The sequence below is a fragment of the Streptomyces sp. NPDC054786 genome (assembly GCF_053611685.1).
This window is the reverse complement of record NZ_JBSHAW010000029.1, coordinates 108789-133666: the sequence shown is the minus strand read 5'-3', so window position 1 is coordinate 133666 and position 24878 is coordinate 108789. Positions and strand designations below refer to the sequence as shown.

Sequence of the window (24878 nt, the reverse complement as noted above, 5' to 3'; positions counted from 1 at the left end):
GGGACGGCCCACCGCCGTTTTCTGCGGCTCCCGAACGGGTCCATGATCCTCGGCCCGCTGGGGTGACCCTCAGCCCGTGATCGACTGATGCAGCCCCGGGACGTGGAGATTGCCGCCGAACTGGCCCGCCTGGTCGATCTTCACCTTGGTGAAGTACGCGAACGGGACGTTGATCGGCGGCGGGTGCTCGGGGTCGAAGACGATCGGGATCAGACCGAAGAGGTTGCCCTGCAGCCGCTCGGTGTACATCGTCACCTTGCCGCCGCGGATCGTGGACGTCGACCCCGGTGCGCCCTGGACGTGGTACTTCTTCCCGGACGTCGGGTCGTCGACGATCTGGTGCAGATCGCCGATGTCGACGCTGTCGGCGGTGAACTTCAGGGCCTGCTTGGTGTGGCCGTTCTGCGTCTGGACATTGACGACGCCCTCATAGTTCAGACCGCGCAGGGTGAGCGCGCTGGACTCCAGGTGCCAGGGGTCGTCGGGCAGGGTGGCGGGGGTCTGCTCGCCCTTGCCCTTCTGCTTGTTCTCGACGACGCAGGGGTATGACTTCTTACCGCTGGCGTCCTTGCCGTCCAGGCCGCCGCCGGGCAGGGCGTTGTCCGCCGCACCCACCGCGCCGTGGACGGTGTCGTTGACCGTCTTCGACCCGTTCTTGGCGGCGTCCCCGGCCTTGCCGGCGCCGTCCTTGAGGCCGTCGACCGTGTCCGTGACCGGCTTGGTGACCTTGTCGGTGGCGGAGCCGGAGTCCTTGGACGCGGACGGCGAGGCCGACTCGGACGTCGAGGGACTCGGCGAAGCCGACGGCTCCTCGGACTTGTCGCCACCGAGGAGACCGCCGAGCGCGTCACCGACGCCGCCCAGCAGACCGCCGTCGTCCTTCTTCTCCTCGGAGGCCGACGGCGACGGAGTCGCGGAGCCCGAAGGCCCGTCGGTCTTCGCGGAGCCGGACGGCTCGGGCGCCTTGTCGGCGTCCTTACCGGCCGAGGGTGAGGGCGAGGCGGACGGCTTGGTGTCGTCCTTGCCCTGCGTCGCACCCTTGTCGTCCGTCTTGTTCTGCTTGTCCGCCGCACCGTCCTTGGACTTGGCGTCCTTGTCGTCCACCTTGTCCGGAGCGGTGACGCACGGGCCGTCCTTGAAGGGGCTCTTGGGCGCCGGCTTGGCTATGGCCATCTGGGGCGTCAGCCCCATGCCCATGAGCACGGCGGACGGCATGGCGGCAATGGCTATCGCCTTGCCCGCGGGCACGTGGAGCCGAGTCAGCAGCGGCTTCCTCGGCGCCGCGTGCCTCGGCCCGGTTCTCGCCCCGGCAGCTGCGCTCTCGTGCAGCTCGTCACCCGGCACGGTGCCTCCCGTTCGTTCCGTTGGTCGGGCTCGTTCCTGACAGGTCGTCCAGTCCATTGCCCAACCGGGGACCGGCAGCCGACGCGGGGTGCGTGGCAAGCACCGGTCCGGCAACCGTGTTGCGGTCCGGTTCCTCGGCGTCGTCCTCGCTCCGGTCGGCCTTGCCCGGCGCCCAGGAGACTCCCAGCGCACCGCCGATCAGCCCCAGGAGGAAGCCGATCAGGAAGGCACCGAAGTTCGAGACGACCAGGGAGACCAGGGAGAGCAGAATCGCCGCCACACCCGCAAAAACGCGCGAGGCGGGCTGGAACCACATGGTCAGACCGAGCACGACCAGCAGTACGCCGATGATCAGCGAGCCGGCGCCGGCGGTGGTCGCCATGCGGACGGTCAGGGAACCGATCGTGAGATTCGCGTAAGGGATGTACATGATCGGGATGCCGGCCAGCAGAGTCAGCAATCCGCCCCAGTAGGGGCGGTGTCCGCGCCACTCCCGGAACGAAGTCCGCTTCCGGCCGATGGTCTCGATCAGCCGTGGTCGCGTTTCGGCGCTCATGTCGTACAGCTCCTCGGGACTGGCAAATCGGTGGTTCTGTGCTGGTGTCCTACTAGGCGCTACCCGGCGTACGGGCACGGGGAACGGCGAATGCCGCACAGCTCAACCCCGCGCCCGCACGCTCAGTGCGTCAGTAGCACTCGCTCTTGCCCTTTGCGACGCTCATCTTCAGGCCGCTGAGCTTGAACGTTCCGGCCGTCGTGGCCCATGCCTGCTGCCTGACGTGGGTCAGCACGGCCGAGTCGGCCTGCTGGGCGAACGAGCCCGGGTCGGCCTTGTCGCCCTTGTGCATGCCCGGACCCTTGGTCGTCGAGCCTGCAGCAACACCGATGTCGATGTTGTTGAAGGTCGCGTCCGCGTCCAGCTGGTCGAGGTCGATGTAAAGGTTCTTCGCCTCGACAGGCGTGCTACCGCCACCGGCCGACAGCTTCATCGACACATCGCCGAAGACCGGGACCGGAACGACTACCGACTGGCAGAGGTTCTTGATCTTGGCGTTCGAGAACCCCGAGACCGCCACCGGGACCTGCTTGCCGCCCTTCTGGGCGTCAATGGCTCCGTACTGAACAAATCCGGTGCCGTCCAGCCGGTCCGTAGTGACCTTGAACTGCTGGCCGGACACGCTGAACGACGCCGCGAGCGCACCCTGCGAGAGGGCAACGCCGATCGCGGCAGTAGCCGCGACGCTCGGCACCATGACGACGGCGAACCGCTTCCATCTGGTCCCGCCACGAGCCAGGGACTCCATGACTTTCCTCCTTCTCGGACGTACATCTCCGGTACGGGTCGCCTCAGTTGGGACAGCCCTACCTGGGATGGGAGAAGTGCTACGTCCTCGGGAAGGAGAGCGCCTGTCTCGGAGGCACAGCGTGTTCCGAATACCGGCGATCACCCCCGAGCGACAACCACTGGCCACGCTCTCGCGCAACCTCCTGGACAGGCCCTGCCGGGTGGGGCAGAGACCCCCCTGTCCACGGCCGGCGACACTGCCGCCGACCACTCGGTGGGGACCCAAGTACCCCGCGGCACCAACCGGATGCCGGGCTGCGGGAATGGACCGAGCCTGGCCGATCGTGGTCCATTCGAGGCCGCCGCACAAGGGGCTCGTTACTTGCGGGTAACGACCCGATAACCACGTCACGACCCACCGAAATCAACCGGACACACACGGTCGCCACTAACGGTGAGGGGACATTGGGCAATTGCGGACACAGTGCCGCAAGGAGGCCGCTCAGGCTTACTTGAAGTAACAGCGGCCACGATTACCAAGTTTTGGTAAAACGTGGCCGCCGGGTCGTTTGTTCGGTCAACTCATGGAGGTCGTACTGGTCAGAAGCGGGCGAGTTCGAAGACAGCGGGTCAGAACAGCACCCGGGCCAGCGCGGTACGCGCCGCCGTCACCCGCGGATCCTCCGCACCGATGACCTCGAACAGCTCCAGCAGCCGCAGCCTCGCGGCCTCCCGGTCGTCACCCGCCGACCGCTTGACCGCGTCGACCAGTCGGCCGAACGCGTCCTCGATGTGCCCGCCGACCAGGTCGAGGTCCGCGGCACGGATCTGCGCCTGCACATCGGCCGGGTTCTCCGCGGCCTCCTGGCGCACCGCCTGCGGGTCCAGATCCTGCACCCGGCGCAGAAGTTCGGCCTGCGCCAGGCCGAGCTTGGCCTCCGGGTTGGCCGGGTCATCGTTGAGCACGTTCTTGTACGCCTGGACGGCACCGCCCAGATCGCCGTCGTCGAGCGCCTGGCTCGCGGCCTCCAGCAGCGCGTCGTAGGGACCGGCCGGCACCGGCGGGGCCTCGGCCTCCTCCGCCGGCTCGCCCGCGTCCTGCGCGTCGAGGGGCGCTCCCACGATGCCGAACTGCTGCTCGGCGGCCTGCACCAGCTGGTCGAGCACCTGGCGGATCTGCGACTCCGGGGCCGCGCCCTGGAACAGCGGGATCGGCTGCCCCGCGACGACCGCGAAGACCGCCGGGATGCCCTGCACCCCGAACTGCTGGAACAGCATCTGGTTGGCATCGACGTCGATCTTGGCCAGCACGAACTTGCCGGCGTACTCGCCCGCGAGGCGCTCCAGCAGCGGACCCAGCTGCTTGCACGGCTCGCACCACTCGGCCCAGAAGTCAATGACGACCGGGACCTCGGTGGAGCGCTGCAGGACGTCCTGCTGGAACCCCGCCTCGTCGACGTCGAACACCAGGGGGGCACCGCTCGCGGGTGCCTGGCCCGTACGGGCGGCCTCGGCGCGTGCCTGCTCCGCCTTCTGCTTCGCTTCCCCGGCCGCCTTCACCGCTGCGAGGTCGACGACTCCACTCATGGACATATTGCGTGGCTGCATGGGTCCATCCTCCCCCCTGGGCGGGCCGTTCCGAAAAGCGATCCGGAAAGCACTGCGGTCGGCGACGCGGTCGGTACTGCGGCCCGCGGTGCGGACGGTCGGTCCGATGCCCCCGCAAGGCCTTCGTGCCGGGCGGCGCACCCCGTCCGTACGCCCCGCCGGAATGCCGGCGTACGTCCGGGATCGCTGCCCGTTGCGGCCCCGAGGAGGACCGGTGTGCGGTCCCGAGGAGGACCGTCGTGCGCGGCCATGGGTCCCCACCCATGGCCAGTGGTTATCGCTCTTACGCTACGACCCGTAGCGTAACTGGCCGTCGCCCCTGCACAACAACCGGTTCCGGCCCCGTGGAGAGTGATCTGCCTCACAGGGGGCGCCGCCCGTACTCGCCGGTATGGTCGCCCGCATGCACCACGCCGCCAGCCCCCGGAAAGGCCGCACGGGCCGCCCCCGCAGCGCCGAGACCGATTTCGCGATCCTGCACGCGACCCGTACCGCGCTCGTCGATCTGGGCTGGGGGCGGCTCACCATGAGCGATGTGGCGGCCCGGGCCGGCGTCGCCAAGACGACGCTCTACCGCCGCTGGGCCAACAAGAACGAGCTCGTCGTGGACGCCGTGGCGGTCCTTTTCGACGAGCTCGAACTCCCCGACCGGGGGTGTCTGCAGTCCGACATCGAGGGCGTGGTGCTGCAGTTCGGCGCGCTGCTCGCGCGGCCGGAGACCAAGACGGCGCTGATGGCCGTGGTCGCCGAGTCCACCACCGACGAGGCACTGCGCGAACGGATCCGCTCGGCGATCGTCGACCGCCAGAAGCGGCTGGTCCTGCTGGGCCGCTCGCGTGCGCAGGCCCGCGGCGAGCTGCCCCCGGACACCCCCGGTGAGGAGGGCGAGCGGGCAGCGGCCCGCAACATGGACCTGATCTTCGATGTGATCGCCGGGGCGATCGTGCACCGCACCCTGGTCAGCGGTGAACCCGTGGATGCCGCGTGGGGGCGTGACTTCACCGCCCTCTTCCTCACCGGGCTGTCCGGCCTGGGCGACCAGGGCTGAGGCCGGAACCGGCCGCCCGGCCGCGGCGCGACACCGGGGTGCCCCGCCGCGGCGCCGGTCAGACCTGGTAGCGGTCCGCCGCGAACAGCCGCAGGTTCCCGGCCACCCACTCCGACGTCCACTTCAGCCCCTGCTCCAGGGAGACCTCCGGCCGCCACGAAGCCCACTCGCGCGCCCGGGAGTTGTCCGACAGCAGCCGCTCGACCTCACTGCCGGCGGGCCGCAGCCGCGCGGTGTCCACCACCACCTCGGCCTCCCGGCCCGAGGCCGCTATCAGCGCCTCGGCGAGCGCCCCGATGGCGATCTCCCGACCGGTGCCGAGGTTGACGACCTCGCCCAGCGCCCGGTCGCAGTCGGCCAGCGCGAGGAATCCGGCCGCGGTGTCCGTGACATAGGTGAAGTCGCGGGTCGGGGTGAGCGAGCCGAGCTTGATCTGCCGGGCACCCGCGTGGAGTTGGGCCAGGATCGTGGGGATCACGGCGCGCGCGGACTGCCGGGGCCCGTAGGTGTTGAACGGCCGCACCACGGTCACCGGCAGCCCGAAGGCGTGCCGGTGCGACAGCGCCATCATGTCCGCGCCGATCTTCGAGGCGGAGTACGGCGACTGCGGCTGCAACGGGTGGTCCTCGCCGATCGGCGCGGTCAGCGCGGTCCCGTAGACCTCACTGGTGGACGTATGCACCAGCCGTCGCACCGCATGCCGTCGGCAGGCCTCCGCGACGTTCTCCGTACCGACCACATTCGTCTGCACATAGGCGCCCGGCGCGTCATAGCTGTACGGAATCCCGATCAGCGCGGCCAGATGGAAGACGGTGTCGCAGCCCGCGACCGCGTCCATCACCCGGCCCGCGTCGCGCACATCCCCCGCGATCATCTCGACCGGGCCGCCCGGCACGAGATAACGCGCCAGATTTCCCTTTTCGGCGTACGGCTTGTAATGGACGAACGCGCGCACCTGGGCGCCGGCCTCCACCAGCATGTCGACCAGGGCCGAGCCGATGAATCCCTCGGCCCCGGTGACCAGGACCTGACGGCCCGTCCACTGCGTACTGCTGCTCATGCTGACTCCTTCATCGTGAGGGGGTGGTTGTCGTGCGGGTGGCCGGCCAGCGCCAGCACCTTGTCGGCCAGCAGTCCGGCGGCCCGCGCATGGGTCCCGGGGTCGGCGGCCGCGCCCATCGCGGCGAGCCGGCCGGGATCGTCGAGAAGCGGGGTGACCAGCTCGTCCAGCCGCTCCGCCGAGGTCTGCGGATCGGGCAGCAGCAGCGCCGCCCCGGCGTCCGAGAGCACCCGTGCGTTATGTGTCTGGTGGTCGCCCGGCGCGTGCGGATACGGCACGAGGACGGCCGGCATCCCGATGGTGGCCAGCTCGGCGACGGTCGCCGAACCGGCCCGGCACACCACCAGATCGGCGGCGGCATACGCCAGGTCCATCCGGTCCAGGTACGGCACGGCCTGGGCGACCGCGTCCCCGCCGTTCGCCGCCAGGAGGGCCCGGGTCTCCTCCAGGGCCGCGGGCCCGGTCTTGATCAGCAGCCGCAGGTCGCTGCGCGTCCGGTAGCGGCCGGCCAGGCCCACCGCCGAATCGGTCAGCCGGGCCGCCCCCAGGCTTCCGCCGTTGACCAGCAGCAGCCGCGCCCCGTCCGGAACGCCCAGGGCCCGGCGGGCGGTGGGCCGCAGCCCTGCCCGGTCCAGCTCGGCCAGCGGGCCCACCAGCGGCATCCCCACCGTCTCCGCCCGCTCACCGCCCGCCAGATGGTCCCGGCTGCGGTCGAAGGCGAGGGCGATGTGCGGGGTGAGCCGGGCCGCGAACTTGTTGGCCCGGCCGGGCACCGCATTGGACTCATGGACCAGGCTCGGCAGCCCGGCCAGCCTGGCCCCGACGATCACCGGGGCGCTCGGATAGCCGCCCATACCGACCGCGACCTGGGCTTTCTGTTCCTTGAGGATCGTCCGGCACTGGGCACCCGAGCGCAGCAGTGCGGCCGGCAGCAGATAGCGTCGGGCGCCGAGCGAGGGGTCGAAGGGAATCATGTCGACGGTGTGCAGCCGGTATCCGGCCTGGGGGATCAGCCGTGTCTCCAGGCCGCGTTCGGTCCCGACGAAGGAGATCACCGCATCGGGCACGGCCCGGCGGAGCGCGTCGGCGAGAGCGAGTCCGGGATAGATGTGGCCGCCGGTGCCGCCCGCACCGATCACGACAGAGAGTGGTGTGCGCATGCTCGCCACGCTCGCGATGCGCCCTAAGAAGCTTCTAAGAGAGGTGTTTGGCAGCCTATGTCCATGCCGCCCACGCCCGGGAACACCCCCGCCGCCAAGATCCTCGTCGTCGACGACGAACCGGAGGTGCGCGCCGCCGTGGAGGACGGCCTCGCCGTGGAGGGCTATGAGGTACGTGGCGCCGCCGACGGCCTGGCCGCCCTCTCGGAGGTCGCCGGCTGGCAGCCGGACGCCATCGTGCTGGACGTGATGATGCCCGTCCTGGACGGTCTGGCCGTCTGCCGCCGGCTGCGCGCGCTCGACGACCGCACCCCGATCCTCGTCCTGACCGCGCTGGACTCGGTCAGCGAACGGGTCGACGGGCTCGACGCCGGCGCCGATGACTATCTCGTCAAACCGTTCGCCCTGGACGAGTTGGTGGCCCGCGTCCGGGCCCTGCTGCGCCGGGCCTCGACCACGGCCGTCGAGGACACCCGGCTCTCCTTCGGCGATCTGGTCGTCGACCCCATGACCCGCACCGGCCACCGGGCCGGCCGGCCGCTGGAGTTCAGCCGCACCGAATGGGCGTTGCTGGAACTGCTGCTGCTGCACCCCGGGCAGGTGCTGCCGCGCGAAGTGATCCTGGAGCGCGTCTGGGGCCGCGACTTCGGCCCCGACTCCAACTCCCTGGCCGTCTACATCGGTTATCTGCGCCGCAAGCTGGAGGCGGACGGCGAGCCGCGCCTCGTCCACACCGTGCACGGGGTGGGCTACCGCCTGGACCACACGGAGGGCGCATGACCGGCACCCGCGGCCTGGGGGCCCGCTGGCGGCGGCGCCGCCCGCTGCGCGCCCGGCTGGCGCTGGCCGCCTCCTCCGCGGTGGCACTGGTGGCGGTCGGCGTCTGTGCGGCCGCGTTCTCCATCATCGACCGCCAGATGACCCGTCAGCTGGATCTGAACCTGACCCAGACGGCCACGCAGGCCATCCGGCAGCGCCACGACTGGGGCCCGACGGCAAGTGACACCCTCTGCCGATACCCGGCCTCGCCCTGCATCCAGATCGTGCCGTCCGACCCCGCCAAGGACCCGCGCGAGCGGTATGAGCTTCCCGTCTCCGACGCCACCCGGCAGGTCGCCGACGGCCGGCACGCGGCGTTCTACAACAAGCTCACGGTGGCCGGGCAGCCGGTCCGCATGCTCACCATGCGCCTGGGGACCAAGGACGAGGCGGTGCAGGTCGCCCAGCGCTCCGATACCGTCGACCGGGGCGTACAACAGGCCGCCTGGGCGCTGTCCGCGGTCGGCGGCATCGGCGTCCTGCTGGCCGCCGCGCTCGGCTCCTGGGTGTCCCGTACGGGCCTGGCCCCGGTCGCCCGGCTCACCGCCACCGCGGAACGCATCGCCGCCACCCGCGACGCCCGCCACCGCATCGAACTCCCCGCGGGACCACCGGCCCGGGAGGACGAGGTCACCCGCCTCGCCACCAGCTTCAACACCATGCTCGGCGAACTGGAACAGTCCGTCACCGCCCAGCGCCGGCTGGTCGCCGACGCCTCGCACGAGCTGCGCACCCCGCTGACGGCGCTGCGCACCAACGCCGAGCTCCTGGCCCGCGCCGACCGCCTGACCGATGCCCAGCGCGACCGCGCCTCGGCCGCGCTGGGCCGCCAGCTGCGCGAGGTCACCACCCTCGTCAACGACCTGATCGAACTGGCCCGTGACGAGGAGCCGCAGCCCCTGGTGGAGCAGGTACGCCCGGCCGCCCTCCTGGAGCACGCGGTGACCGCGGCCCGCGAACACTGGCCGGAGATCACCTTCAGCGCCGGAATCGACCCGGCAGCGGCCGGCCTCACGATCCCCGGAGTGCCGCCCCGCCTGTCCCGGCTGCTGTCCAACCTCCTCGACAACGCCGCGAAGTTCTCCCCGCCGGGCGGCCCGGTCGACACCGAACTCGCCGTCGTTTCAGGCGAGTTGGACCTGACGATCCGCGACCACGGCCCCGGCATCGCGGAGGACGACCTCCCCCATGTCTTCGACCGCTTCTACCGCGCCGAGGCGGCCCGCGCCCTGCCCGGCTCCGGCCTGGGCCTGGCCATGGCCCGCCAGATCGCCCGCGCACACGGCGCCGAACTCACCGCCGAGCAGGCGCCGGGGGGCGGGGCACTGTTCCGGCTGCGGGTGCCCGTCGCAACGCCGTAGAGCCGGTCACCGGCCGCCCTCGGCCTCTTTCTCCGCCGCCTTCTCCTCGACCTCCGCACGCACCGCCTGCCGGTCCTGCGGCGGCATCGACCGCCAGCTCTCCCGCATCCCGGAGATCCCGTCGGTGAGCGCCCGGTACCCGGACGGGTCGTCGAGGACGTCCTTCAGCTCCACCCGGCCACCGAGCATTTTGCGCGCCAGATCCTGCAGTGCGGGCGGCGCGGCCGGATTGCCCCGTACGGCTCGGAGCGCCTTGGTCAGGTGCTCGTTCTGCTCCTCCGAGAGGTCCTTGTCCTCGACGGGGTAGTCGCGGTCACCGGGGGCGGTGAGGTCGTCGCTGCTGTTCATGGTTCGGGAGTTCCTCTCAGCCGAAGGCGTTGCGCGCCCGATCGGCCTCGGCCTGACCGCTTTCGGTGGTGGGGGCGGGAGGAGGGGTGGGCGTGGCGCTGCGGGTGGAGGTATCGGTGGACGCCGGTCCGCCGGACTCACCGGCCCCGCCGCCCGACGAGGACGAACCGCCCGACGAGGAGGCCGAAGACCCGGACCCGCCGCTCTCGGACGAGCCACCCGACCCGCCGCTTCCGGACGACGAGTCGGCGCCACCGTCGGACGTACCGCCTTCGCCCGAGCCGTCGCCCTCGGCCGGTGCCTCTTTGTCCTTCGTGACGATCCCGGCGACTTCCGTCAACCCGGCGGCCTGCTCCTGCTGCCCCTCCCAGATCTTCTTCCCGCCACCGGAGAAGTCGCCCTGCGCGACCTGCCCGACGCCCTGTCCCATGTGGTAGGCACCGGTACCGACCTTGCCGACGTCCTTGAGCTTGTCGCCGAATCCCACGTGGCCCTTGTCGTCGATGTCCACGACGGGTTTCAGCCCCGCCCGCCCGGCTTCCTTCCAGTCGAACCCGTCCTGCGCCCCGAAGTGGCTCTTGATGCCCTGGGTGGCGACGTTCTGCCCGAGCCCCTTGAGCGCGTCCTTGCCGATGTCCTTGAGCAGGTCCACGGCCATCTCTTTGGCGCTCTTGACGACCTTCTTCTCGATGGCTTCGGTGATGGCCTGGACGATCTTCTGCTTGGCCTCGTTGATGATCCTCCGGACGATCACCCGGGTCGTCGCCGTGGCCGCCGCCGCTCCGGCCTCGGAGGCCCCCAGCGTGACCGGCGCGGCCGCCTGGGCGATGGCGAACTCGACGGCCAGCGCGATGAGTTGGGCGATCACCGCGATCTTCATGACCATCACGATCGTGGCCACCACCTGGAGCACGACGGCGAGCACCTCGGCGGCCTCGATGGCCTCGTCCAGGTAGCCGCCGCCGTCGCCGTACTTCTTCCAGTGGTCGCTGAAGGCCTCGATCGCCTCACCGGAGTTGGCGCCGCGCACGGTGTTCGCGGCGGTGGTGCCCTCGGCCTGGTGCCGGCGAGCGGCGGCGGCGAAGCTGCTCCACGCCTCGGCCGCCTCCCGCATTTTGTCCTCGTCGACATTGGGCCACTGAAAGCCCAGCAGGTCGAGGATCCAGTCGACCTCGGTCGGCAGCATGATGGTGGCCACGGTGCGTAAATCCCCCGAAAGCGCGAATGCGTTGATGGTTATTGCTGATATCCGGCGGCGGACGCCGGTGCGGTGTCAGGTCGCGATATCGGGGCGGTTTGCCGCGTACTTCGCGAGATGGTCGTGCTGCTCCTGCTCGGTGGAGTCGTAATGCGCGCCCATCGCCGCAAGCTTGTTGCCGATCTTGGCGATCGCCTCACCGAGGTGGGGCATCGAATCGCAGATGCCCTCCGCCACCGGGCCGTAGAAGTCGTTGAAGGTACCGACGAAGTCGTCCTTGCCCCAGGCCTCACCGGGATCGCCACCCACAGCGGCCTTCAGCTTCTTGGCGGCCTCGCTGAAATCGGAACCGATATCCCCGAAGACACCACCCTGCGTCTTGAGCACGGCCGGATCCACGTCATAGCCGGAGCCTGCCACGAGCTCCCCTCCATACCATTAAAGATCAGATAATTTTGATGCCGTACGGTATCTCACGCCCGCCGGACAGAAGTGGGAGAAACGTGAAGGCCGTTCGCATCCGCATCGCTGACGACGATGCCTGTCGGACTCCCGGGGAGCGGGTTCCGTGATCCCACCGGCGACCATGAAAGGGATGCCGCACTCGTGTCCGAGCCTCGGCCCGCGTCCGGCGCGGTGTCATCGAGGGGCTGTGCGCAGGCGTGCTGCCGCCCGTTGCCGCCGCCGCGGCCCTCACCCTTTTCAGCATGCGGGGACTGACCACGTCGGGCCCGACAGGTACACACGGAACCTTCACCGCGAAGGAGTGCTGCGAATGCCGCGACTCCACCTCACGGCAGCCCGGACGCCGGCCGCGGAGAAGTCAACCGCCGGTCAGCGCGGAAGGCCTGATCGTATGCCGGTTCCCGCCCGCTCCGGCGGTTGGAAAAAGGACGCCCCCGGGCGACGCACGACGCCGCCCGTCATGGAACATTCCCCTCACCACCACCTCACCGGAGCCCCCGGGAAAGGATGCCCAACATGCCCCAATTTCCCTCCACATCCACGATAAAGCGAGCGTGGGGGCGATTCCTCCATCTGGTCGCCATGATCATGCTCCTGGCGCTCAGCGTGGTTTTCGCCTGGCTGGGACTGGCCCAGGCGGGCGTGATGGGCACGCAGGGAACATTCACCGTCGAGGAGTGTCACCTCGTCCGGCACCACCACACCTCCGGTAAGCGCGGCACCGGTTCGACCACCGACTACACCTGCACGGGACGATTCCGCTCCGACGACGGAAAGGTCGTGGCCGGAAATTCCCAGATGAGTGGTCTGCAATCCAGCTATCCGAAGGCGTCCACCCTCTCCAGCCAGCGCAGCGGCAATCAGGTCATCCTGCGCAACGACCGGGGCGCCGCGGTGAAATTCATCATCGCCTTTGCGGCTCTCCTCGTCGACGCCTTCGTCTTCTTCTGGTTCGTCACGCGTTTCGACAAGAACGGCCTGACCTTGAAGGAGACCTGGCGTACGACCAGGGGCACACCGACCCGCGCGGTCGTGGTCGGCGTCTCGGCGGTGGCCCTCGTCGGGATCGCCGCCGGCACGGTCGGCGCCGTCGCGCTGCCCGGCTGAGCAGGCGGCCGCGGGGGTTGGCCGGCGGTGCGCCCCAACCCCCGTCAGAACCCCGCCGGCTCCGTATAGACCCCCCACTCGTCCCGCAGCACCCCGCAGATCTCGCCGAGGGTCGCCTCGGCCCGTACGGCCTCCAGCATCGGCTCGATCATGTTGCCGCCGTCGCGGGCGGCTTCCAGCATCGCCTTGAGCGAGGTCTGGACCCGGGCGTCGTCACGGGACTGTTTGCGCTGTGCGAGCTCCCGCACCTGCTCGCGCTCGACCTCGTGGCTGACCCGCAGGATCTCCAGATCGCCGGTGACCGAGCCGTGGTGGCAGTTGACGCCGACGACCTTCTTGTCGCCCTTCTCCAGCGCCTGCTGGTACTGGAAGGCGGATTCGGCGATCTCGCCGGTGAACCAGCCGTCCTCGATGCCGCGCAGGATGCCGGACGTCATCGGGCCGATCGGGTGCTCGCCGTTCGGGACCGCCCGCCTGCCGCGCTCCTTGATCTGCTCGAAGATCTTCTCGGCGTCCGCCTCGATCCGGTCGGTCAGCGACTCGATGAACCACGAACCGCCGAGCGGGTCCGCGACGTTGGCGACGCCGGTCTCCTCCATCAGCACCTGCTGGGTGCGCAGCGCGATCTCCGCGGCCTGCTCACTGGGCAGCGCGAGGGTCTCGTCGAGCGCGTTGGTGTGCAGCGAGTTCGTGCCGCCGAGCACGGCCGCCAGGGCCTCGACGGCGGTCCGTACGACGTTGTTGTACGGCTGCTGGGCGGTCAGCGAGACACCGGCGGTCTGGGTGTGGAAGCGCAGCCACTGCGCCTTGTCGCTCGTCGCGCCGTACACGTCCCGCATCCAGCGGGCCCAGATGCGGCGCGCGGCGCGGAACTTGGCGATCTCCTCGAAGAAGTCCAGATGCGCGTCGAAGAAGAAGGACAGGCCGGGGGCGAAGGTGTTGACGTCCAGGCCGCGGGAGAGGCCCAGCTCCACATAGCCGAAGCCGTCGGCGAGCGTGTACGCCAGCTCCTGCGCGGCCGTCGCGCCCGCCTCGCGGATGTGGTAGCCGGAGACCGAGAGCGGCTTGTACGCGGGAATGCCGCGCGCACAGTGCTCCATCAGGTCGCCGATCAGGCGCAGATGCGGCTCGGGCTGGAAGAGCCACTCCTTCTGTGCGATGTACTCCTTGAAGATGTCCGTCTGGAGGGTGCCGTTCAGCACACCCGGGTCGATCCCCTGCCGCTCGGCGGCCACCAAGTACATGCAGAAGACCGGGACGGCGGGTCCGCTGATCGTCATCGACGTCGTGACATCACCCAGCGGGATGTCCTGGAACAGGACCTCCATGTCGGCCGCCGAGTCGATGGCGACGCCGCAGTGCCCGACCTCGCCCAGCGAGCGCGGGTCGTCGGAGTCGCGGCCCATGAGGGTGGGCATGTCGAAGGCGACGGAGAGGCCGCCCCCGCCCGCCTTCAGGATCATCTTGTAGCGCTCGTTGGTCTGCTCGGCATTGCCGAAGCCGGCGAACTGGCGGATCGTCCACGTCCGCCCGCGGTAGCCGGTCGGATACAGGCCCCGCGTGAAGGGGAACTCGCCCGGCCACCCGATCCGCTCGAACCCCTCGACCGAGTCTCCGGGCCGGGGCCCGTACGCCGGCTCGACGGGATCACCCGAGAGCGTGGTGAAGTCCGCGTCCCGCTTCCGGGCGGAGTCGTACCGAGCCTGCCAGCGGCGGCGGCCCTCATCGATCGCGTCAGCGTTCATGCTGCAAATTTACTTGGACGTCCTAGTACTTGTCGACGGGAGAGGGCCGTGAGTTGCCACACGCGTCGCCGATGTCACGTTCCGTAATGGGGTATCGGGCCACGCAAACGCGCCCGTCCGGCACAGGGACAGGCGCGTAGGGGCAGGTCGGAAAGGGTGCCGTCGGACCGCGCCGGGGCGGACCGGGTGCGGTCAGGCCTTCACCGGCTCCGGAGCGTCATCGGCGATCAGCGGCTCGATCTCCCGCACCACCTGGCGCTCCACGAAGAAGGCGGCGGTGGGGATCGTGCCCGAGATCAGCACCCACAGCAGCTTGCCGAACTTCCACTTGGCCTTGGAGCCCAGGTCGAAGGCGAAGACCAGGTAGATGATGTAGAGCACGCCGTGGATCTGCGAGACGACGAGGGTGAGGTCCTTGCCCATCCCGAAGCCGTACTTGAAAACCATGCACGTGCAGAGCACCAGCAGCATCACGGCGGTGATGTAGGCCATCGCCCGGTAGCGGGTCAGGACGCTTCGCTTCATGCCCCGAGCGTAACGACCCGTTCCGGGGCGATCTTCGCCGCCCCCCTGCGAACGCCGGGCCCGCCGGGGAGGGTGACGACACCCGCTACTCGTCCTGGAAATCCGCCGCCGCCACCCGCAAGGGCCGCAGCATCGCGAAGATCTCCCCGCACTCCTCGGCGTCGTACGCCCTGAGCCCGAAGTCCATCTCCATCAGATCGCGGGTCGCCGCGTCACACACCTCGCGGCCCTTCTGGGTGATGGTGGCGAGCGTGCCCCGGCCGTCGTTCGGGTTCGGCCGCTTGGCGACGAGACCGGACTTCACCAGCCGGTCGACGGTGTTGGTCACCGAGGTCGGATGCACCATCAGCCGCTCGCCGATCTTCGACATCGGCAGCTCACCGGCCTTGGAGAAGGTCAGCAGCACCAGTGCCTCGTAGCGGGCGAAGGTCAGCCCGTACGGCTTGACCACCGCGTCCACCTCGGCCAGCAGGATCTGATGGGCGCGCATGATCGAGGTGATGGCGGCCATCGAGGGCACGGCGCCCCATCGCTGCTGCCACAGTTCGTCGGCGCGCGCGATGGGATCGAAAGCAAGGCTGAGCGGCTTCGGCACGCTTCCGACCCTACCCGGCGCTCAAATGGTGGTCAGCCGTGTCTCAGTTTTCGGTATCGGGGAGCGGTCCGGCCGCCCCGCCCACCACTCCGCCCACCGCACGGACCGCTCCCGCCGGCCGTCCCGGCGCCGTATGCCGCACCTCCCGGATCACCGCCAGTACACAGACCACCCCCAGCACTCCGGCGGCCGGCATCACGACCCGCAGCGGTGCGTACTCCGCGGCGGCGCCGGACAGCCCCATCGCCAGCCCCATCACCGTCATCCGCCCTGCCTGCATCACCGTCATCGCCTGTCCCAGCAGCTGCTCGGGGACCGCGGCGACGAACCAGCGGTCGACACCGAAGTTGTACGAGATCCCGGTGCCGGTCAGTACGAGCAGCAGCACCGCCCAGCCGAGCGACGGCTGCGCGGCGAAGCCGAGCGAGGGCAGGACGGCGAAGACGCCCATGGGGAAGGTCAGCCGGGTGCGGGCGTGCGGGCCGAGGAACGAGCCCGCCAGGCTCTCGGCGACCACCGCCCCGATGGGCATGCTGCACATCAGCAGCCCCATGCCGGCCGGGCCGACGCCGAGCAGACCGGCGTAGGCGATCAGCAGCGCTTCGGGGACGACGACGAACGCCGGCGGCAGCCAGGTCAGCAACAACAGCGCCCGCACCCGGCGGTCGGCCAGCAACCGCCGGACCCCGCCCAGAGAGGCTCCCAGCAGCGCAGCGCGCCCCTCGCCCCGCGCCCCGTCGCGCGCCGGCCGCGCCCGGGTCCCCAGTCGCAGCAGCAGCGCCGAGCCGAGGAACGTACCGGCGGTGATCGCGAGCACCGCCCCCGGGGACACCACGGCGAGCAGCAGGCCCCCGGCCCCGAACCCGGCGAGCTGTGCGCTCTGGTTCACGATCCGGATCACCGAGCGCCCCAGGACGAACAGCTCCCCCTCGCCGAGGATCTCCCCCAGCGTCGCGGCGCGGGTCCCGGCGAAGACCGGCGCGACGGCCGCGATCACACAGCGCAGCACCAGCAGGACCGCGACCGGCGTGCCCGGCGCCACCATCCCCGCCGCTGCCAGCGCGCACAGCACATCGCAGCCGACCAGCACCCGCCGGGCCGGATACCGGTCGGCGACCGCGGACAGCAGCGTCCCGCCGAGGACGTACGGCAGCAGTCCCAGCGCAAAGGTCAGGGCACTCAGCAGCGGCGACGCGGTGAGCCGGAAGACGAGGACGGACAACGCGAGTTCGCAGACGACCACGCCCAGCGAGGACAGCAGATGCGCGGCGAAGACGAACCGGAACTCCGGGACGGCGAACACGGCGCGGTAGCCGTCGGCGCGGGCCTCGTCGGCGCAGGGTCCGGCGTCGGCGGCAGCGCCCTCATCGGGGCAGGCGGGAAGGCGGCCCGACGGCACGGGCCCGGAAGGGGAGGGCATGCCCGCAGCCTGCCGGACGCCGGTTCCGCCCCGTACTGTTTCGGATACAGCCGAATCCCGGGGCGGGGGGAGCGTGCACGGCCATGCCGGTGAACCTGCACTTCGGGGCCGACGACCTGCTACGCATCCGGTTCGCGGTCTCAGCGCTGTGCGAGACCCATGAGGCCGTCCGCACCCTGCGCCGCGCCGACCGGCACGGCTATCACGCGCCGTGGCTGCGCCGGATGCGCGAGGCGCTGGCCGGCCTGGATCTGACGCCGCTGTGGCTCTTCATGCCGTCGTCGGGCTACACACCGGACTTCCTGGGCCGCCCGCCGGAGACCCCGATGGCCGGCTTCGACGAGGAACTGGGGCGGCTGCGCGCCACCGACCCGGCCCTGGCCCGCGCCGAGATGGCCAAGTCGCTGGCGGGCACGCCGGGTGCCGCACAGTCGGCGCGCGGCCGGGCGGCGCTGGCGGATCCGGCGCGGGCCGTACACGAGCTGGCCCAGGTCACCGAGCGGGCCTGGCGGACGCTGATCGCCCCGGACTGGCCGCGGCTGCGGGCGCTGCTGGAGGCCGAGATCGCCTATCGGTCGCGCCAGTTGGCGGGCGGCGGACTGCAGCGGCTGTTCGCCGATCTGCATCCGCGGCTGTCCTGGTCGGGCGGGACACTCACGGTCCGCACCCGTACCGACGTCGCCCGGATGCAGGATCTGGACGGCCGCGGGGTGCTGTTGCTGCCCAGCGTCTTCGTCTGGCCGGACGTGATCAGCGGATTCGACCCGCCCTGGCAGCCCACCGTCATCTATCCGGCGCGCGGCATCGGCGGGCTGTGGACCGAGCCGGAGACGGGCCCGGCGCTGGCGCGGCTGCTGGGGGCGAACCGCGCCGCCGTACTGGCCGCCCTCGACGCGCCGTCGACCACGACGGCCCTGGCCCACCGGCTCGGTCTGGCGCCGTCCTCCGTCTCGGTGCACCTGTCCGTGCTGCGCGACGCCGGTCTGCTGGCCTCGCGCCGGCACGGACACCAGGTGCTCTACGAGCGCACACCGCTGGGGATCACCCTGGCGGCGGGAGGGTGAGGCCCCCACGGGCGCTCAGGGGTGTCCCGGGGACCGCTCAGGAGCGGCGGGCGTCGCCGTCGGCGAGGTATCGCTCCACGGTCTCCACCTTCGAGGTCAGTCCGTCCGTGACGCCCGGCCGGATGTCGGCCTTGAGCACCAGGGAGACCCGCCCGGAGCGCGCCTCGACGGCCGCGACCGCGCGCTTGACGACGTCCATGACCTCGTCCCACTCACCCTCGATGGAGGTGAACATCGCGTCCGTGCGGTGCGGCAGCCCCGATTCGCGGACGACCCGGACCGCGTCGGCGACGTACTCACCGACGTCCTCGCCGACGCCCAGGGGGCTCACGGAGAAGGCGACGATCATGCGTTCAGGATTCCTTCCTTGCGGGCGCGGGCCGCGATCACGCCGGCCTCTTCCTCGCGCTTGAGCACCTTGTCCCCGTAGAGGCCGCCGAACGGCAGGATCGCCAGCACGAAGAAGAAGGCGACGCGCTTGGCGGGCCACTTCGTGCGGTTCCACACGTCCAGCAGCAGGACCACGTAGGTGATGAAGAGCAGGCCGTGGATCAGGCCGAGCGGCATCACCAGGGAGTCGTAGTCGAAGGCCAGACGGAAACCGGTGCCGAAGATCAGCAGCGCCGGGAAGGAGAGCGCCTCCGGGATGGATGCCAGGCGCAGTCGGTGCAGGGCGGCGGCGGTCTTGATGTCCACGGGAACCTCGTTCGGGTGGCGGGCGAGGAGCACTGCTTGTGCAAGAGTTCACAAGCTTCGCCCCATTGTTACAGCCGTCTCGGCGATCACCGCGCCGGGGGGAGGTACGGGACGCCCCGGGCCGGCGCCCGGCGGAGATCAGGGCGATATCAGGGCCGAAGGACCTGCCCCGCGCGGCCGCGGCAGACTACCGTCTGACCCGTGGCTCAGTTTCGGCTCCAGGGGAGCAAGGTGCTCGCCGTCGACATGACGGGCGACGCCGTCAAGGCGAAAAACGGTGCGATGGTCGCGTACGACGGCCAGATGTCGTTCAAGAAGATGTCCGGTGGCGGCGAGGGCCTGCGCGGCATGGTCACCCGGCGGCTCACGGGCGAGCAGATGGCCGTGATGGAGGTGAAGGGCCACGGCACCTGCTTCTTCGCCGACCGCGCCAGCGAGATCAACTTGGTGCAGCTGCAGGGCGAGAAGCTGTACGTCGAGGCCAGCAATCTGCTGTGCACGGACGCCGCGCTGCGGACGGGCACGACCTTCACCGGCCTGCGCGGCGCCTCTCAGGGCAACGGCCTGTTCACCACCACCGTCGAGGGCAGCGGCCAGGCGGCGATCACCTCCGACGGCCCCGCGGTGGTGCTGCGGGTCACCAAGCAGTACCCCCTCCAGGTCGACCCGGGCGCGTATGTCGCCCACACCGGCGACCTCAAGCAGCACTTCCAGTCCGGGGTGAATTTCCGCACCTTCCTCGGGGAGGGCTCCGGCGAGGCCTTCCAGATCCGCTTCGAGGGCGAGGGCCTGGTCTACGTCCAGCCCAGCGAGCGCAACACCGTGGGAGGTGAGGTCTGATGCCGTTCACGGTGCTCAACTCCCGCATGGTGGAGGCCAGGATCGGGCCGGGCCAGCGGCTGTTCAGCCAGCGCGGCGCGATGCTCGCCTACCGGGGCGACGTCAATTTCACCCCGAACATCCAGGGCGGCCAGGGCGGTGTCGGCTCGATGATCGGCCGCCGGATCGCCGGTGAGGCCACCCCGCTGATGACCGTCGAAGGCACGGGAACGGTCATGTTCGGCCACGGCGGCCATCACGTCCATGTCGTCGACCTGACCGGCGAGACGCTCTACGTCGAGGCCGACCGGCTGCTGGCCTTCGACGGCTCGCTCCAGCAGGGCACGATGTTCATGGGCTCGCAGGGCGGGGTGATGGGCATGGTGCGCGGCCAGGTCACCGGCCAGGGCCTGTTCACCACGACCCTCAAGGGCGTCGGCTCGGCCGCGGTGATGGCACACGGCGGCGTCATCGAGCTGCCGATCACGGACCGGCGCCCGGTCCATGTCGACCCGCAGGCCTATGTCGCCCACCGCGGCGACGTCCGCAACAAACTGTCCACGGCGCTCGGCTGGCGCGACATGGTCGGCCGCGGCTCGGGCGAGGCCTTCCAGCTGGAGCTGTCGGGACAGGGCACCGTCTACGTACAGGCGTCGGAGGAAAAGCTGTGACCGGTCCCGTCGTCCACGACGTCTCTTCACTCCCCGCCGACGACAACGTCAACGCGTACGCCTTCAGTGTCGAGCTGAACGGCCAGTGGTTCCTGCAGAAGGGGAAGATGATCGCCTACTACGGGCAGATCGACTTCCACGGCATCGGGCACGGCCGCCTGGACCGCCTGATCGCCGGAAGTTTCCATTCGCCATTGCACGCCGCGGACTGGGTCGTCGCCGAGGGCCGCGGAAAGATGCTGCTCGCGGACCGTGCCTTCGATGTGAATTCCTTCGATCTGGAGGAAGGCAACCTCACGATTCGCTCGGGCAACTTGCTTGCATTTCAGCCATCTCTCGCACTGAAACAGTCGATCATCCCGGGCTTCCTCACCCTCATCGGGACGGGCAAGTTCGTGGCCGCTTCCAACGGCCCGGTGGTCTTCATGGAGCCGCCGATCCGGGTGGACCCGCAGGCGCTCGTCGGCTGGGCCGACTGCCCCTCCCCGTGCCACCACTACGACCACCAGTACCTGCGGGGTTTCCTGGGCGGGCTGCGGGCGCACACCGGAATCGGCGGAGCGTCCGGCGAGGAGCACCAGTTCGAGTTCATCGGCGCCGGCACGGTCCTGCTGCAGTCCACCGAGCAGCTGATGCCGGAGCTGGCAACTGGGGCGGTACCGAACGAGGCGGGCGTTCCGGGCGGGGGTGGACACGCTCCGCAAAGTGGCTCACAACTGCCCCAGCTCCCTGGCAACCTCGGGAGCCTCCAGCGCCGCTTCGGGCTGTGAGCGGTACTCTGCGGACGGTGACCTCGAACGTCTGACCAACGTCCGCCCCCGGCCGCCGATGTCACCACGTTCAGCTGATTAATTCACTATTCAACTTTCACGGGTAGAATCATTCCATGACGACCGACAGCGACACCCCCTGGCTGACCGACCAGGAGCAGTGTGCCTGGCGCACCCACCTGGACGTCAGCAGGCTGCTGATGCACCAACTCGAACGCGATCTGCAGCCGTTCGGCCTGACGAACAATGACTACGAGATCCTGGTCAACCTCTCCGAGGCCGAGGACCGACGGCTCCGGATGAGCGACCTGGCAACCAGCACCCTGCAGTCCAAGAGCCGTCTCTCCCACCAGATCACCCGGATGGAGAACGCCGGTCTGGTGCGCCGCGAGAGCTGCGAGTCGGATCGCCGCGGCCTCTACGCCGTGCTCACCGACGAAGGCTGGGACACCATGCGCCGGGTCGCCCCGCACCACGTCGCCTCGGTCCGCAAGCACTTCATCGACCTGTTCACCACCGACCACCTCCAGGCGCTGCGCACCTCGCTCGCCCCCGTCGCCGAGCACCTCCGCAAGGAGCGCGGCGGCCTCTGACCGCCCGGCCTCGGCCCCCTGACCGGGCCGAGGCCCCGCGGCCCCGGGCCCCGGGCCCCGGGCCCCGGCGGGTCAGCCGGCCACCGGCAGCCGCAGCTCGAACACCGACCCCGCGCGCACGGCCAGCGAGCCACCGTGCCGCACCGCGACGTCCCGCGCAATGGCCAGCCCCAGCCCGGCCCCGCCGTCGTCCCGTGCCCGCGCGTCATCGAGCCGCACGAACCGCTCGAAGATCCGCTCCCGCTCGCTCTCCGGCACCCCGGGTCCGTCGTCCTCGACCCGCAGCACCGCCCACTCCCCCTCGCGCACCAGGCCCACCCGCACGGACGAGACGGCATGCCGCTGCGCGTTGTCGAGCAGGTTCCCCAGCACCCGCCCCAACTGGCCGCGGGACCCGGTCACTTCCCCGCTCGCCAGCTCCCCCACGCGCACCGGGATCCGGTCCGTGATCCGCTGCGAGCTCTCCTCGCGCACCATCGCCGCCAGATCGACCCGGGCATCCGCCGGCCGCTCCCCCGCGTCCAGGCGCGCCAGCAACAGCAGATCCGCCGCCAGCCGCTGCAGCCGTACGGTGTCCTCCACCGCACCCGGCACATCCAGCAACTCCGGGTGTGCCACCCCCACTTCGAGCTGGGTGCGCAGACTCGCGATCGGGCTGCGCAGCTCGTGCGAGGCGTCCGCGACGAACCGCCGCTGCCGCTCCACGGACGACTCCAGCGCCGCCAGCGTCTCGTTGGTCGTCCGCGCCAGCCGGCCGACCTCGTCCTGCGACGACGGCACCGGCACCCGCCGGCTCAGATCCGTACTCGCCGTGATCGCGGCCATCTCCCCGCGGATCCCCTCCACCGGCCGCAGCGCCCGCCGGGTCACCAGCCAGGTCACCCCCGCCACCACCACGAGCAGCAGCGGCAGCCCGGTCAGCATGGCCGTCCGCACCGACCCCACGGCATCCTGCTCCGGCTCCAGCGGCGACCCCGCCCGCACCGTCGCCTTCTCACCACGGGTGTCCTTGGCCTCGACCAGCGCGAACCGGTAGTCGGCCACCTTCCCGTCGACGTTCGCGGTCCCGTCCCGGTGATAGACATCCCCGTCGACCTCACCGGGCTTGAGCCCACGCCTGTCGTCGTCATCGTCGTCGTCATCGCCCGACACCCGCGGCCCGACGCTCCCCGCCCCCTGCTTCGCGCCACCGACCGGCTTCCCGTCGACCGCGCGCACCTCCTCGCCGACCGCCAGCACCCGTCCGTCGTCATCGGTGACCACCACCGGATGGTCCTCGCCGTCCGGCAGTTCCAGCTTGTCGTACGGCGTACCCGTCGCGATCCTCGAGGCCACCTCCCGCGCCGCGACCTCGGCCTGCAGCCCGGCCTGCTCCTGCAGATTGCCGCGCAGCACCAGCAGCACCGCCGTCCCCGCCGCGATCAGTGCCAGGGCCACCACCACGGTCGCGCCGGCCGCCGCCCTGGCCCGTACGGAGCCCAGCACCCTACGCACCGGCCACCAGCCGGTATCCCGCGCCGCGCACCGTCACGATGTGCCCGGCACCGAGCTTGCGCCGCAGTGCGCTCACATACACCTCGATGATGTTGACATCGCCCTCGTAGGCGAAGTCCCAGACGTGCTCCAGGATCTCCGCCTTGGAGACCACCTCCCCCGCCCGCAGCGCCAGCTGTTCCAGCACGGCGAACTCCTTCGTCGTCAGCGCCACTTCGGCACCGTCCCGCTCCACCCGCTGCGCGCCCTGGTCGAGGGTCAGCGCCCCCACCCGCAGCACCGGCAGCGCACTCCGGCCGTGCCGGCGCAGCAGCGCCTTCACCCGCGCCACCAGGACCACATACGAGAACGGCTTGGTCAGATAGTCGTCGGCGCCGGTGTCCAGGCCCTCGGCCTCGTCGTACTCGCCGTCCTTGGCCGTCAGCATCAGCACCGGCACGTCATGGCCGGCGGCCCGCAGCGCCCCGCACACGCGGTAGCCGTTCATCCCCGGCAGCATGATGTCGAGCACGATCAGGTCATAGCCGTCCGCCGTCGCCCGGCGCAGCCCCTCCAGGCCGTCGTGCACCACGTCGACCGCGTACCCCTCGGCCATCAGCCCCTTGGCCAGCGACAGTGCCAGCCGCTTCTCGTCCTCGACGATCAGGAGACGGAAGGGACGGCGCGCGGCGTCTCCGGGAGGGCGGTGGCGGGTGACGGGCGGGTACATGCGCTTCACCATGCCACCCCTTAGCTGAAGCCCGCTTCAGGTGCCTTCAGCGTCCCTTCAGCTTCGTTCGGCCAGTGTGTGGGCACAGCCGATCGCAAGGGGAGAACACATGAAGCGCCGACTCATCATCGCCACCGCCGCCGCGGCCGCCCTCGTCGCGGGCGGCACGGTCACCGCCGTCGCGGTCAGCAACGACGGCGGCGCCGGCACCCCGTCCGGCCACCGGCTCTCGGCCCAGCCGGCCGCCCAGCACGCGGGGTCGCACGGCTCGGGCACGGCCCGGGTGCAGGACGGTTCGTCCAGCATCCGGATGCAGGACGACGACGCGAACGGCCGGGAGGAGACCCGCGAGGCCAACGCCGCCAAGGTGACCGCACCGGACGCCGCGGCCGCCGCCCTGAAGGCCGTCCCCGGCACCGTGACCGGTCTCGACCTGGACGCGGACCGCCCCGGCCTGGTCTGGGACGCGGATGTCCTGGGCAAGGACGGCACGTGGCACGAGATCACCCTCGACGCCGGCAACGCGCGGGTTCTGAACCAGCACGTCGACCACGAAAACGACGACGACCACGCCCGGGAGCGGACCGCCGTCAAGAACGCCAGGACCGACGCCGCGGCCGCCGCACGTACCGCCGCGGCCTCGCACGGCACGGTGACCTCCGTCGAACTGGACGACGACCACCGGGCGAAGGCCGTCTGGGAGGTCGAGACGATCACGAAGGACGGCAAGGAGCACAAGTTCCTGGTCGACACCCAGTCCGGCAAGCTGAGCGTCGCTCCGCAGCACGACGCGGACGACGACGACAACGACGGGTCGGACGACTGACACCCGACTCCGCTCGCCCCGGCCCCCGCCCACTCCGCTGTGGGCGGGGGCCGTTGCCGTGGCGTTGCGGTCGCCAGGGGCTCAGGGGAGGGCACATGGTCGCCTCGCGGCTGGGACGGGTGCGCGTCGCCTGTGGCTGGGGCCGGCC

General features: G+C 70.6%; 27 protein-coding genes. 10 read left to right on the top strand and 17 right to left on the bottom strand.

The window, feature by feature from the left end; all coding sequences use genetic code 11:
- Positions 1-69: 69 nt before the first annotated feature.
- The 4 genes from ACWGI6_RS24600 to ACWGI6_RS24585 form a co-directional block, all read right to left on the bottom strand.
- Positions 70-1344 carry a hypothetical protein gene (locus tag ACWGI6_RS24600; protein WP_453269508.1) on the bottom strand — a complete coding sequence of 425 codons (1275 nt, stop codon included), beginning with the start codon at positions 1342-1344 and terminating at the stop codon, positions 70-72.
- On the bottom strand, positions 1334-1900 hold the full coding sequence (locus ACWGI6_RS24595) for a DUF6114 domain-containing protein (RefSeq protein WP_453269507.1): 567 nt from the start codon (positions 1898-1900) through the stop codon (positions 1334-1336). Before ACWGI6_RS24595 ends, ACWGI6_RS24600 begins: the two co-directional genes overlap by 11 nt.
- A 130-nt stretch (positions 1901-2030) precedes the next feature.
- Positions 2031-2648: a DUF6230 family protein gene (locus ACWGI6_RS24590; RefSeq protein WP_393908613.1), complete on the bottom strand. Its 618-nt coding sequence runs from the start codon at positions 2646-2648 to the stop codon at positions 2031-2033.
- Positions 2649-3259: 611 nt separating this feature from the next.
- Positions 3260-4237 carry a tetratricopeptide repeat protein gene (locus tag ACWGI6_RS24585; RefSeq protein WP_453269506.1) on the bottom strand — a complete coding sequence of 326 codons (978 nt, stop codon included), beginning with the start codon at positions 4235-4237 and terminating at the stop codon, positions 3260-3262.
- A gap of 403 nt (positions 4238-4640) precedes the next feature.
- On the opposite strand from ACWGI6_RS24585, the gene ACWGI6_RS24580 reads away from it, so the two are divergent.
- On the top strand, positions 4641-5285 hold the full coding sequence (locus ACWGI6_RS24580) for a TetR/AcrR family transcriptional regulator (protein WP_393908615.1): 645 nt from the start codon (positions 4641-4643) through the stop codon (positions 5283-5285).
- Between the two features lie 58 nt (positions 5286-5343).
- Here the strand turns inward: ACWGI6_RS24580 and ACWGI6_RS24575 are convergent, their stop codons facing one another.
- Entirely contained in the window at positions 5344-6345 is a 1002-nt protein-coding gene (locus ACWGI6_RS24575; protein WP_453269505.1) for an SDR family NAD(P)-dependent oxidoreductase, read from the bottom strand.
- Complete coding sequence (locus tag ACWGI6_RS24570; protein ID WP_453269504.1) at positions 6342-7505, bottom strand: UDP-N-acetylglucosamine--N-acetylmuramyl-(pentapeptide) pyrophosphoryl-undecaprenol N-acetylglucosamine transferase; 1164 nt, start codon at positions 7503-7505, stop codon at positions 6342-6344. The genes ACWGI6_RS24575 and ACWGI6_RS24570 overlap by 4 nt, the downstream gene beginning before the upstream one ends.
- 57 nt (positions 7506-7562) lie before the next feature.
- Here ACWGI6_RS24570 and ACWGI6_RS24565 point away from each other — a divergent pair, with 57 nt between their 5' ends.
- Positions 7563-8285, top strand: a complete 723-nt coding sequence (locus tag ACWGI6_RS24565) for a response regulator transcription factor (RefSeq protein ID WP_453269503.1) — start codon at positions 7563-7565, stop codon at positions 8283-8285.
- Positions 8282-9685 carry a sensor histidine kinase gene (locus ACWGI6_RS24560; protein WP_453269502.1) on the top strand — a complete coding sequence of 468 codons (1404 nt, stop codon included), beginning with the start codon at positions 8282-8284 and terminating at the stop codon, positions 9683-9685. Before ACWGI6_RS24565 ends, ACWGI6_RS24560 begins: the two co-directional genes overlap by 4 nt.
- Before the next feature lie 6 nt (positions 9686-9691).
- On the opposite strand, the gene ACWGI6_RS24555 is transcribed toward ACWGI6_RS24560, so the two are convergent.
- The 3 genes from ACWGI6_RS24555 to ACWGI6_RS24545 form a co-directional block, all read right to left on the bottom strand.
- On the bottom strand, positions 9692-10033 hold the full coding sequence (locus ACWGI6_RS24555) for a hypothetical protein (protein ID WP_453269501.1): 342 nt from the start codon (positions 10031-10033) through the stop codon (positions 9692-9694).
- Between the two features lie 16 nt (positions 10034-10049).
- Positions 10050-11231 carry a WXG100-like domain-containing protein gene (locus ACWGI6_RS24550; protein ID WP_453269500.1) on the bottom strand — a complete coding sequence of 394 codons (1182 nt, stop codon included), beginning with the start codon at positions 11229-11231 and terminating at the stop codon, positions 10050-10052.
- A gap of 75 nt (positions 11232-11306) precedes the next feature.
- Positions 11307-11651: a hypothetical protein gene (locus ACWGI6_RS24545; protein WP_453269499.1), complete on the bottom strand. Its 345-nt coding sequence runs from the start codon at positions 11649-11651 to the stop codon at positions 11307-11309.
- Between the two features lie 561 nt (positions 11652-12212).
- Between ACWGI6_RS24545 and ACWGI6_RS24540 the strand changes: the two genes are divergently transcribed.
- Positions 12213-12803 (top strand): hypothetical protein, encoded by a 591-nt coding sequence (locus ACWGI6_RS24540; RefSeq protein ID WP_453269498.1) that lies wholly within the window; start codon positions 12213-12215, stop codon positions 12801-12803.
- 44 nt (positions 12804-12847) lie between these two features.
- On the opposite strand, the gene ACWGI6_RS24535 is transcribed toward ACWGI6_RS24540, so the two are convergent.
- The 4 genes from ACWGI6_RS24535 to ACWGI6_RS24520 form a co-directional block, all read right to left on the bottom strand.
- Entirely contained in the window at positions 12848-14548 is a 1701-nt protein-coding gene (locus ACWGI6_RS24535) for an acyl-CoA mutase large subunit family protein (RefSeq protein ID WP_453269497.1), read from the bottom strand.
- Positions 14549-14740: 192 nt separating this feature from the next.
- Positions 14741-15073 carry a DUF3817 domain-containing protein gene (locus ACWGI6_RS24530; protein WP_453269496.1) on the bottom strand — a complete coding sequence of 111 codons (333 nt, stop codon included), beginning with the start codon at positions 15071-15073 and terminating at the stop codon, positions 14741-14743.
- An 85-nt stretch (positions 15074-15158) separates the two neighbouring features.
- Positions 15159-15668: a MarR family winged helix-turn-helix transcriptional regulator gene (locus ACWGI6_RS24525; RefSeq protein WP_393908626.1), complete on the bottom strand. Its 510-nt coding sequence runs from the start codon at positions 15666-15668 to the stop codon at positions 15159-15161.
- A gap of 43 nt (positions 15669-15711) precedes the next feature.
- Positions 15712-17088 (bottom strand): MFS transporter, encoded by a 1377-nt coding sequence (locus ACWGI6_RS24520; protein ID WP_453269495.1) that lies wholly within the window; start codon positions 17086-17088, stop codon positions 15712-15714.
- 83 nt (positions 17089-17171) lie between these two features.
- Between ACWGI6_RS24520 and ACWGI6_RS24515 the strand changes: the two genes are divergently transcribed.
- Positions 17172-18152 (top strand): DUF5937 family protein, encoded by a 981-nt coding sequence (locus ACWGI6_RS24515; RefSeq protein ID WP_453269494.1) that lies wholly within the window; start codon positions 17172-17174, stop codon positions 18150-18152.
- Positions 18153-18189: 37 nt separating this feature from the next.
- Here ACWGI6_RS24515 and ACWGI6_RS24510 read toward each other — a convergent pair whose 3' ends face one another.
- Positions 18190-18501: an MTH1187 family thiamine-binding protein gene (locus ACWGI6_RS24510; RefSeq protein ID WP_393908629.1), complete on the bottom strand. Its 312-nt coding sequence runs from the start codon at positions 18499-18501 to the stop codon at positions 18190-18192.
- Entirely contained in the window at positions 18498-18848 is a 351-nt protein-coding gene (locus ACWGI6_RS24505) for a DUF3817 domain-containing protein (RefSeq protein WP_453269493.1), read from the bottom strand. The genes ACWGI6_RS24510 and ACWGI6_RS24505 overlap by 4 nt, the downstream gene beginning before the upstream one ends.
- Before the next feature lie 201 nt (positions 18849-19049).
- Here ACWGI6_RS24505 and ACWGI6_RS24500 point away from each other — a divergent pair, with 201 nt between their 5' ends.
- The 4 genes from ACWGI6_RS24500 to ACWGI6_RS24485 all read left to right on the top strand — a co-directional run bounded on the left by ACWGI6_RS24500 (position 19050) and on the right by ACWGI6_RS24485 (position 21701).
- Positions 19050-19688 (top strand): AIM24 family protein, encoded by a 639-nt coding sequence (locus ACWGI6_RS24500; protein WP_393908631.1) that lies wholly within the window; start codon positions 19050-19052, stop codon positions 19686-19688.
- Positions 19688-20338 carry an AIM24 family protein gene (locus ACWGI6_RS24495; protein WP_453269492.1) on the top strand — a complete coding sequence of 217 codons (651 nt, stop codon included), beginning with the start codon at positions 19688-19690 and terminating at the stop codon, positions 20336-20338. Before ACWGI6_RS24500 ends, ACWGI6_RS24495 begins: the two co-directional genes overlap by 1 nt.
- A complete protein-coding gene (locus ACWGI6_RS24490) occupies positions 20335-21108 on the top strand; it encodes an AIM24 family protein (protein WP_453269491.1) in 774 nt (257 codons plus the stop codon). The genes ACWGI6_RS24495 and ACWGI6_RS24490 overlap by 4 nt, the downstream gene beginning before the upstream one ends.
- A 116-nt stretch (positions 21109-21224) precedes the next feature.
- Positions 21225-21701 carry a MarR family winged helix-turn-helix transcriptional regulator gene (locus ACWGI6_RS24485; protein ID WP_393908634.1) on the top strand — a complete coding sequence of 159 codons (477 nt, stop codon included), beginning with the start codon at positions 21225-21227 and terminating at the stop codon, positions 21699-21701.
- A gap of 72 nt (positions 21702-21773) precedes the next feature.
- On the opposite strand, the gene ACWGI6_RS24480 is transcribed toward ACWGI6_RS24485, so the two are convergent.
- Positions 21774-23183, bottom strand: coding sequence for a sensor histidine kinase (locus tag ACWGI6_RS24480; protein ID WP_453269514.1), 1410 nt, complete (start codon positions 23181-23183; stop codon positions 21774-21776).
- A gap of 4 nt (positions 23184-23187) precedes the next feature.
- Entirely contained in the window at positions 23188-23904 is a 717-nt protein-coding gene (locus tag ACWGI6_RS24475) for a response regulator transcription factor (protein ID WP_393908635.1), read from the bottom strand.
- Between the two features lie 109 nt (positions 23905-24013).
- Between ACWGI6_RS24475 and ACWGI6_RS24470 the strand changes: the two genes are divergently transcribed.
- Positions 24014-24730 carry a PepSY domain-containing protein gene (locus ACWGI6_RS24470; RefSeq protein ID WP_453269490.1) on the top strand — a complete coding sequence of 239 codons (717 nt, stop codon included), beginning with the start codon at positions 24014-24016 and terminating at the stop codon, positions 24728-24730.
- The last annotated feature ends 148 nt before the right edge of the window (positions 24731-24878 follow it).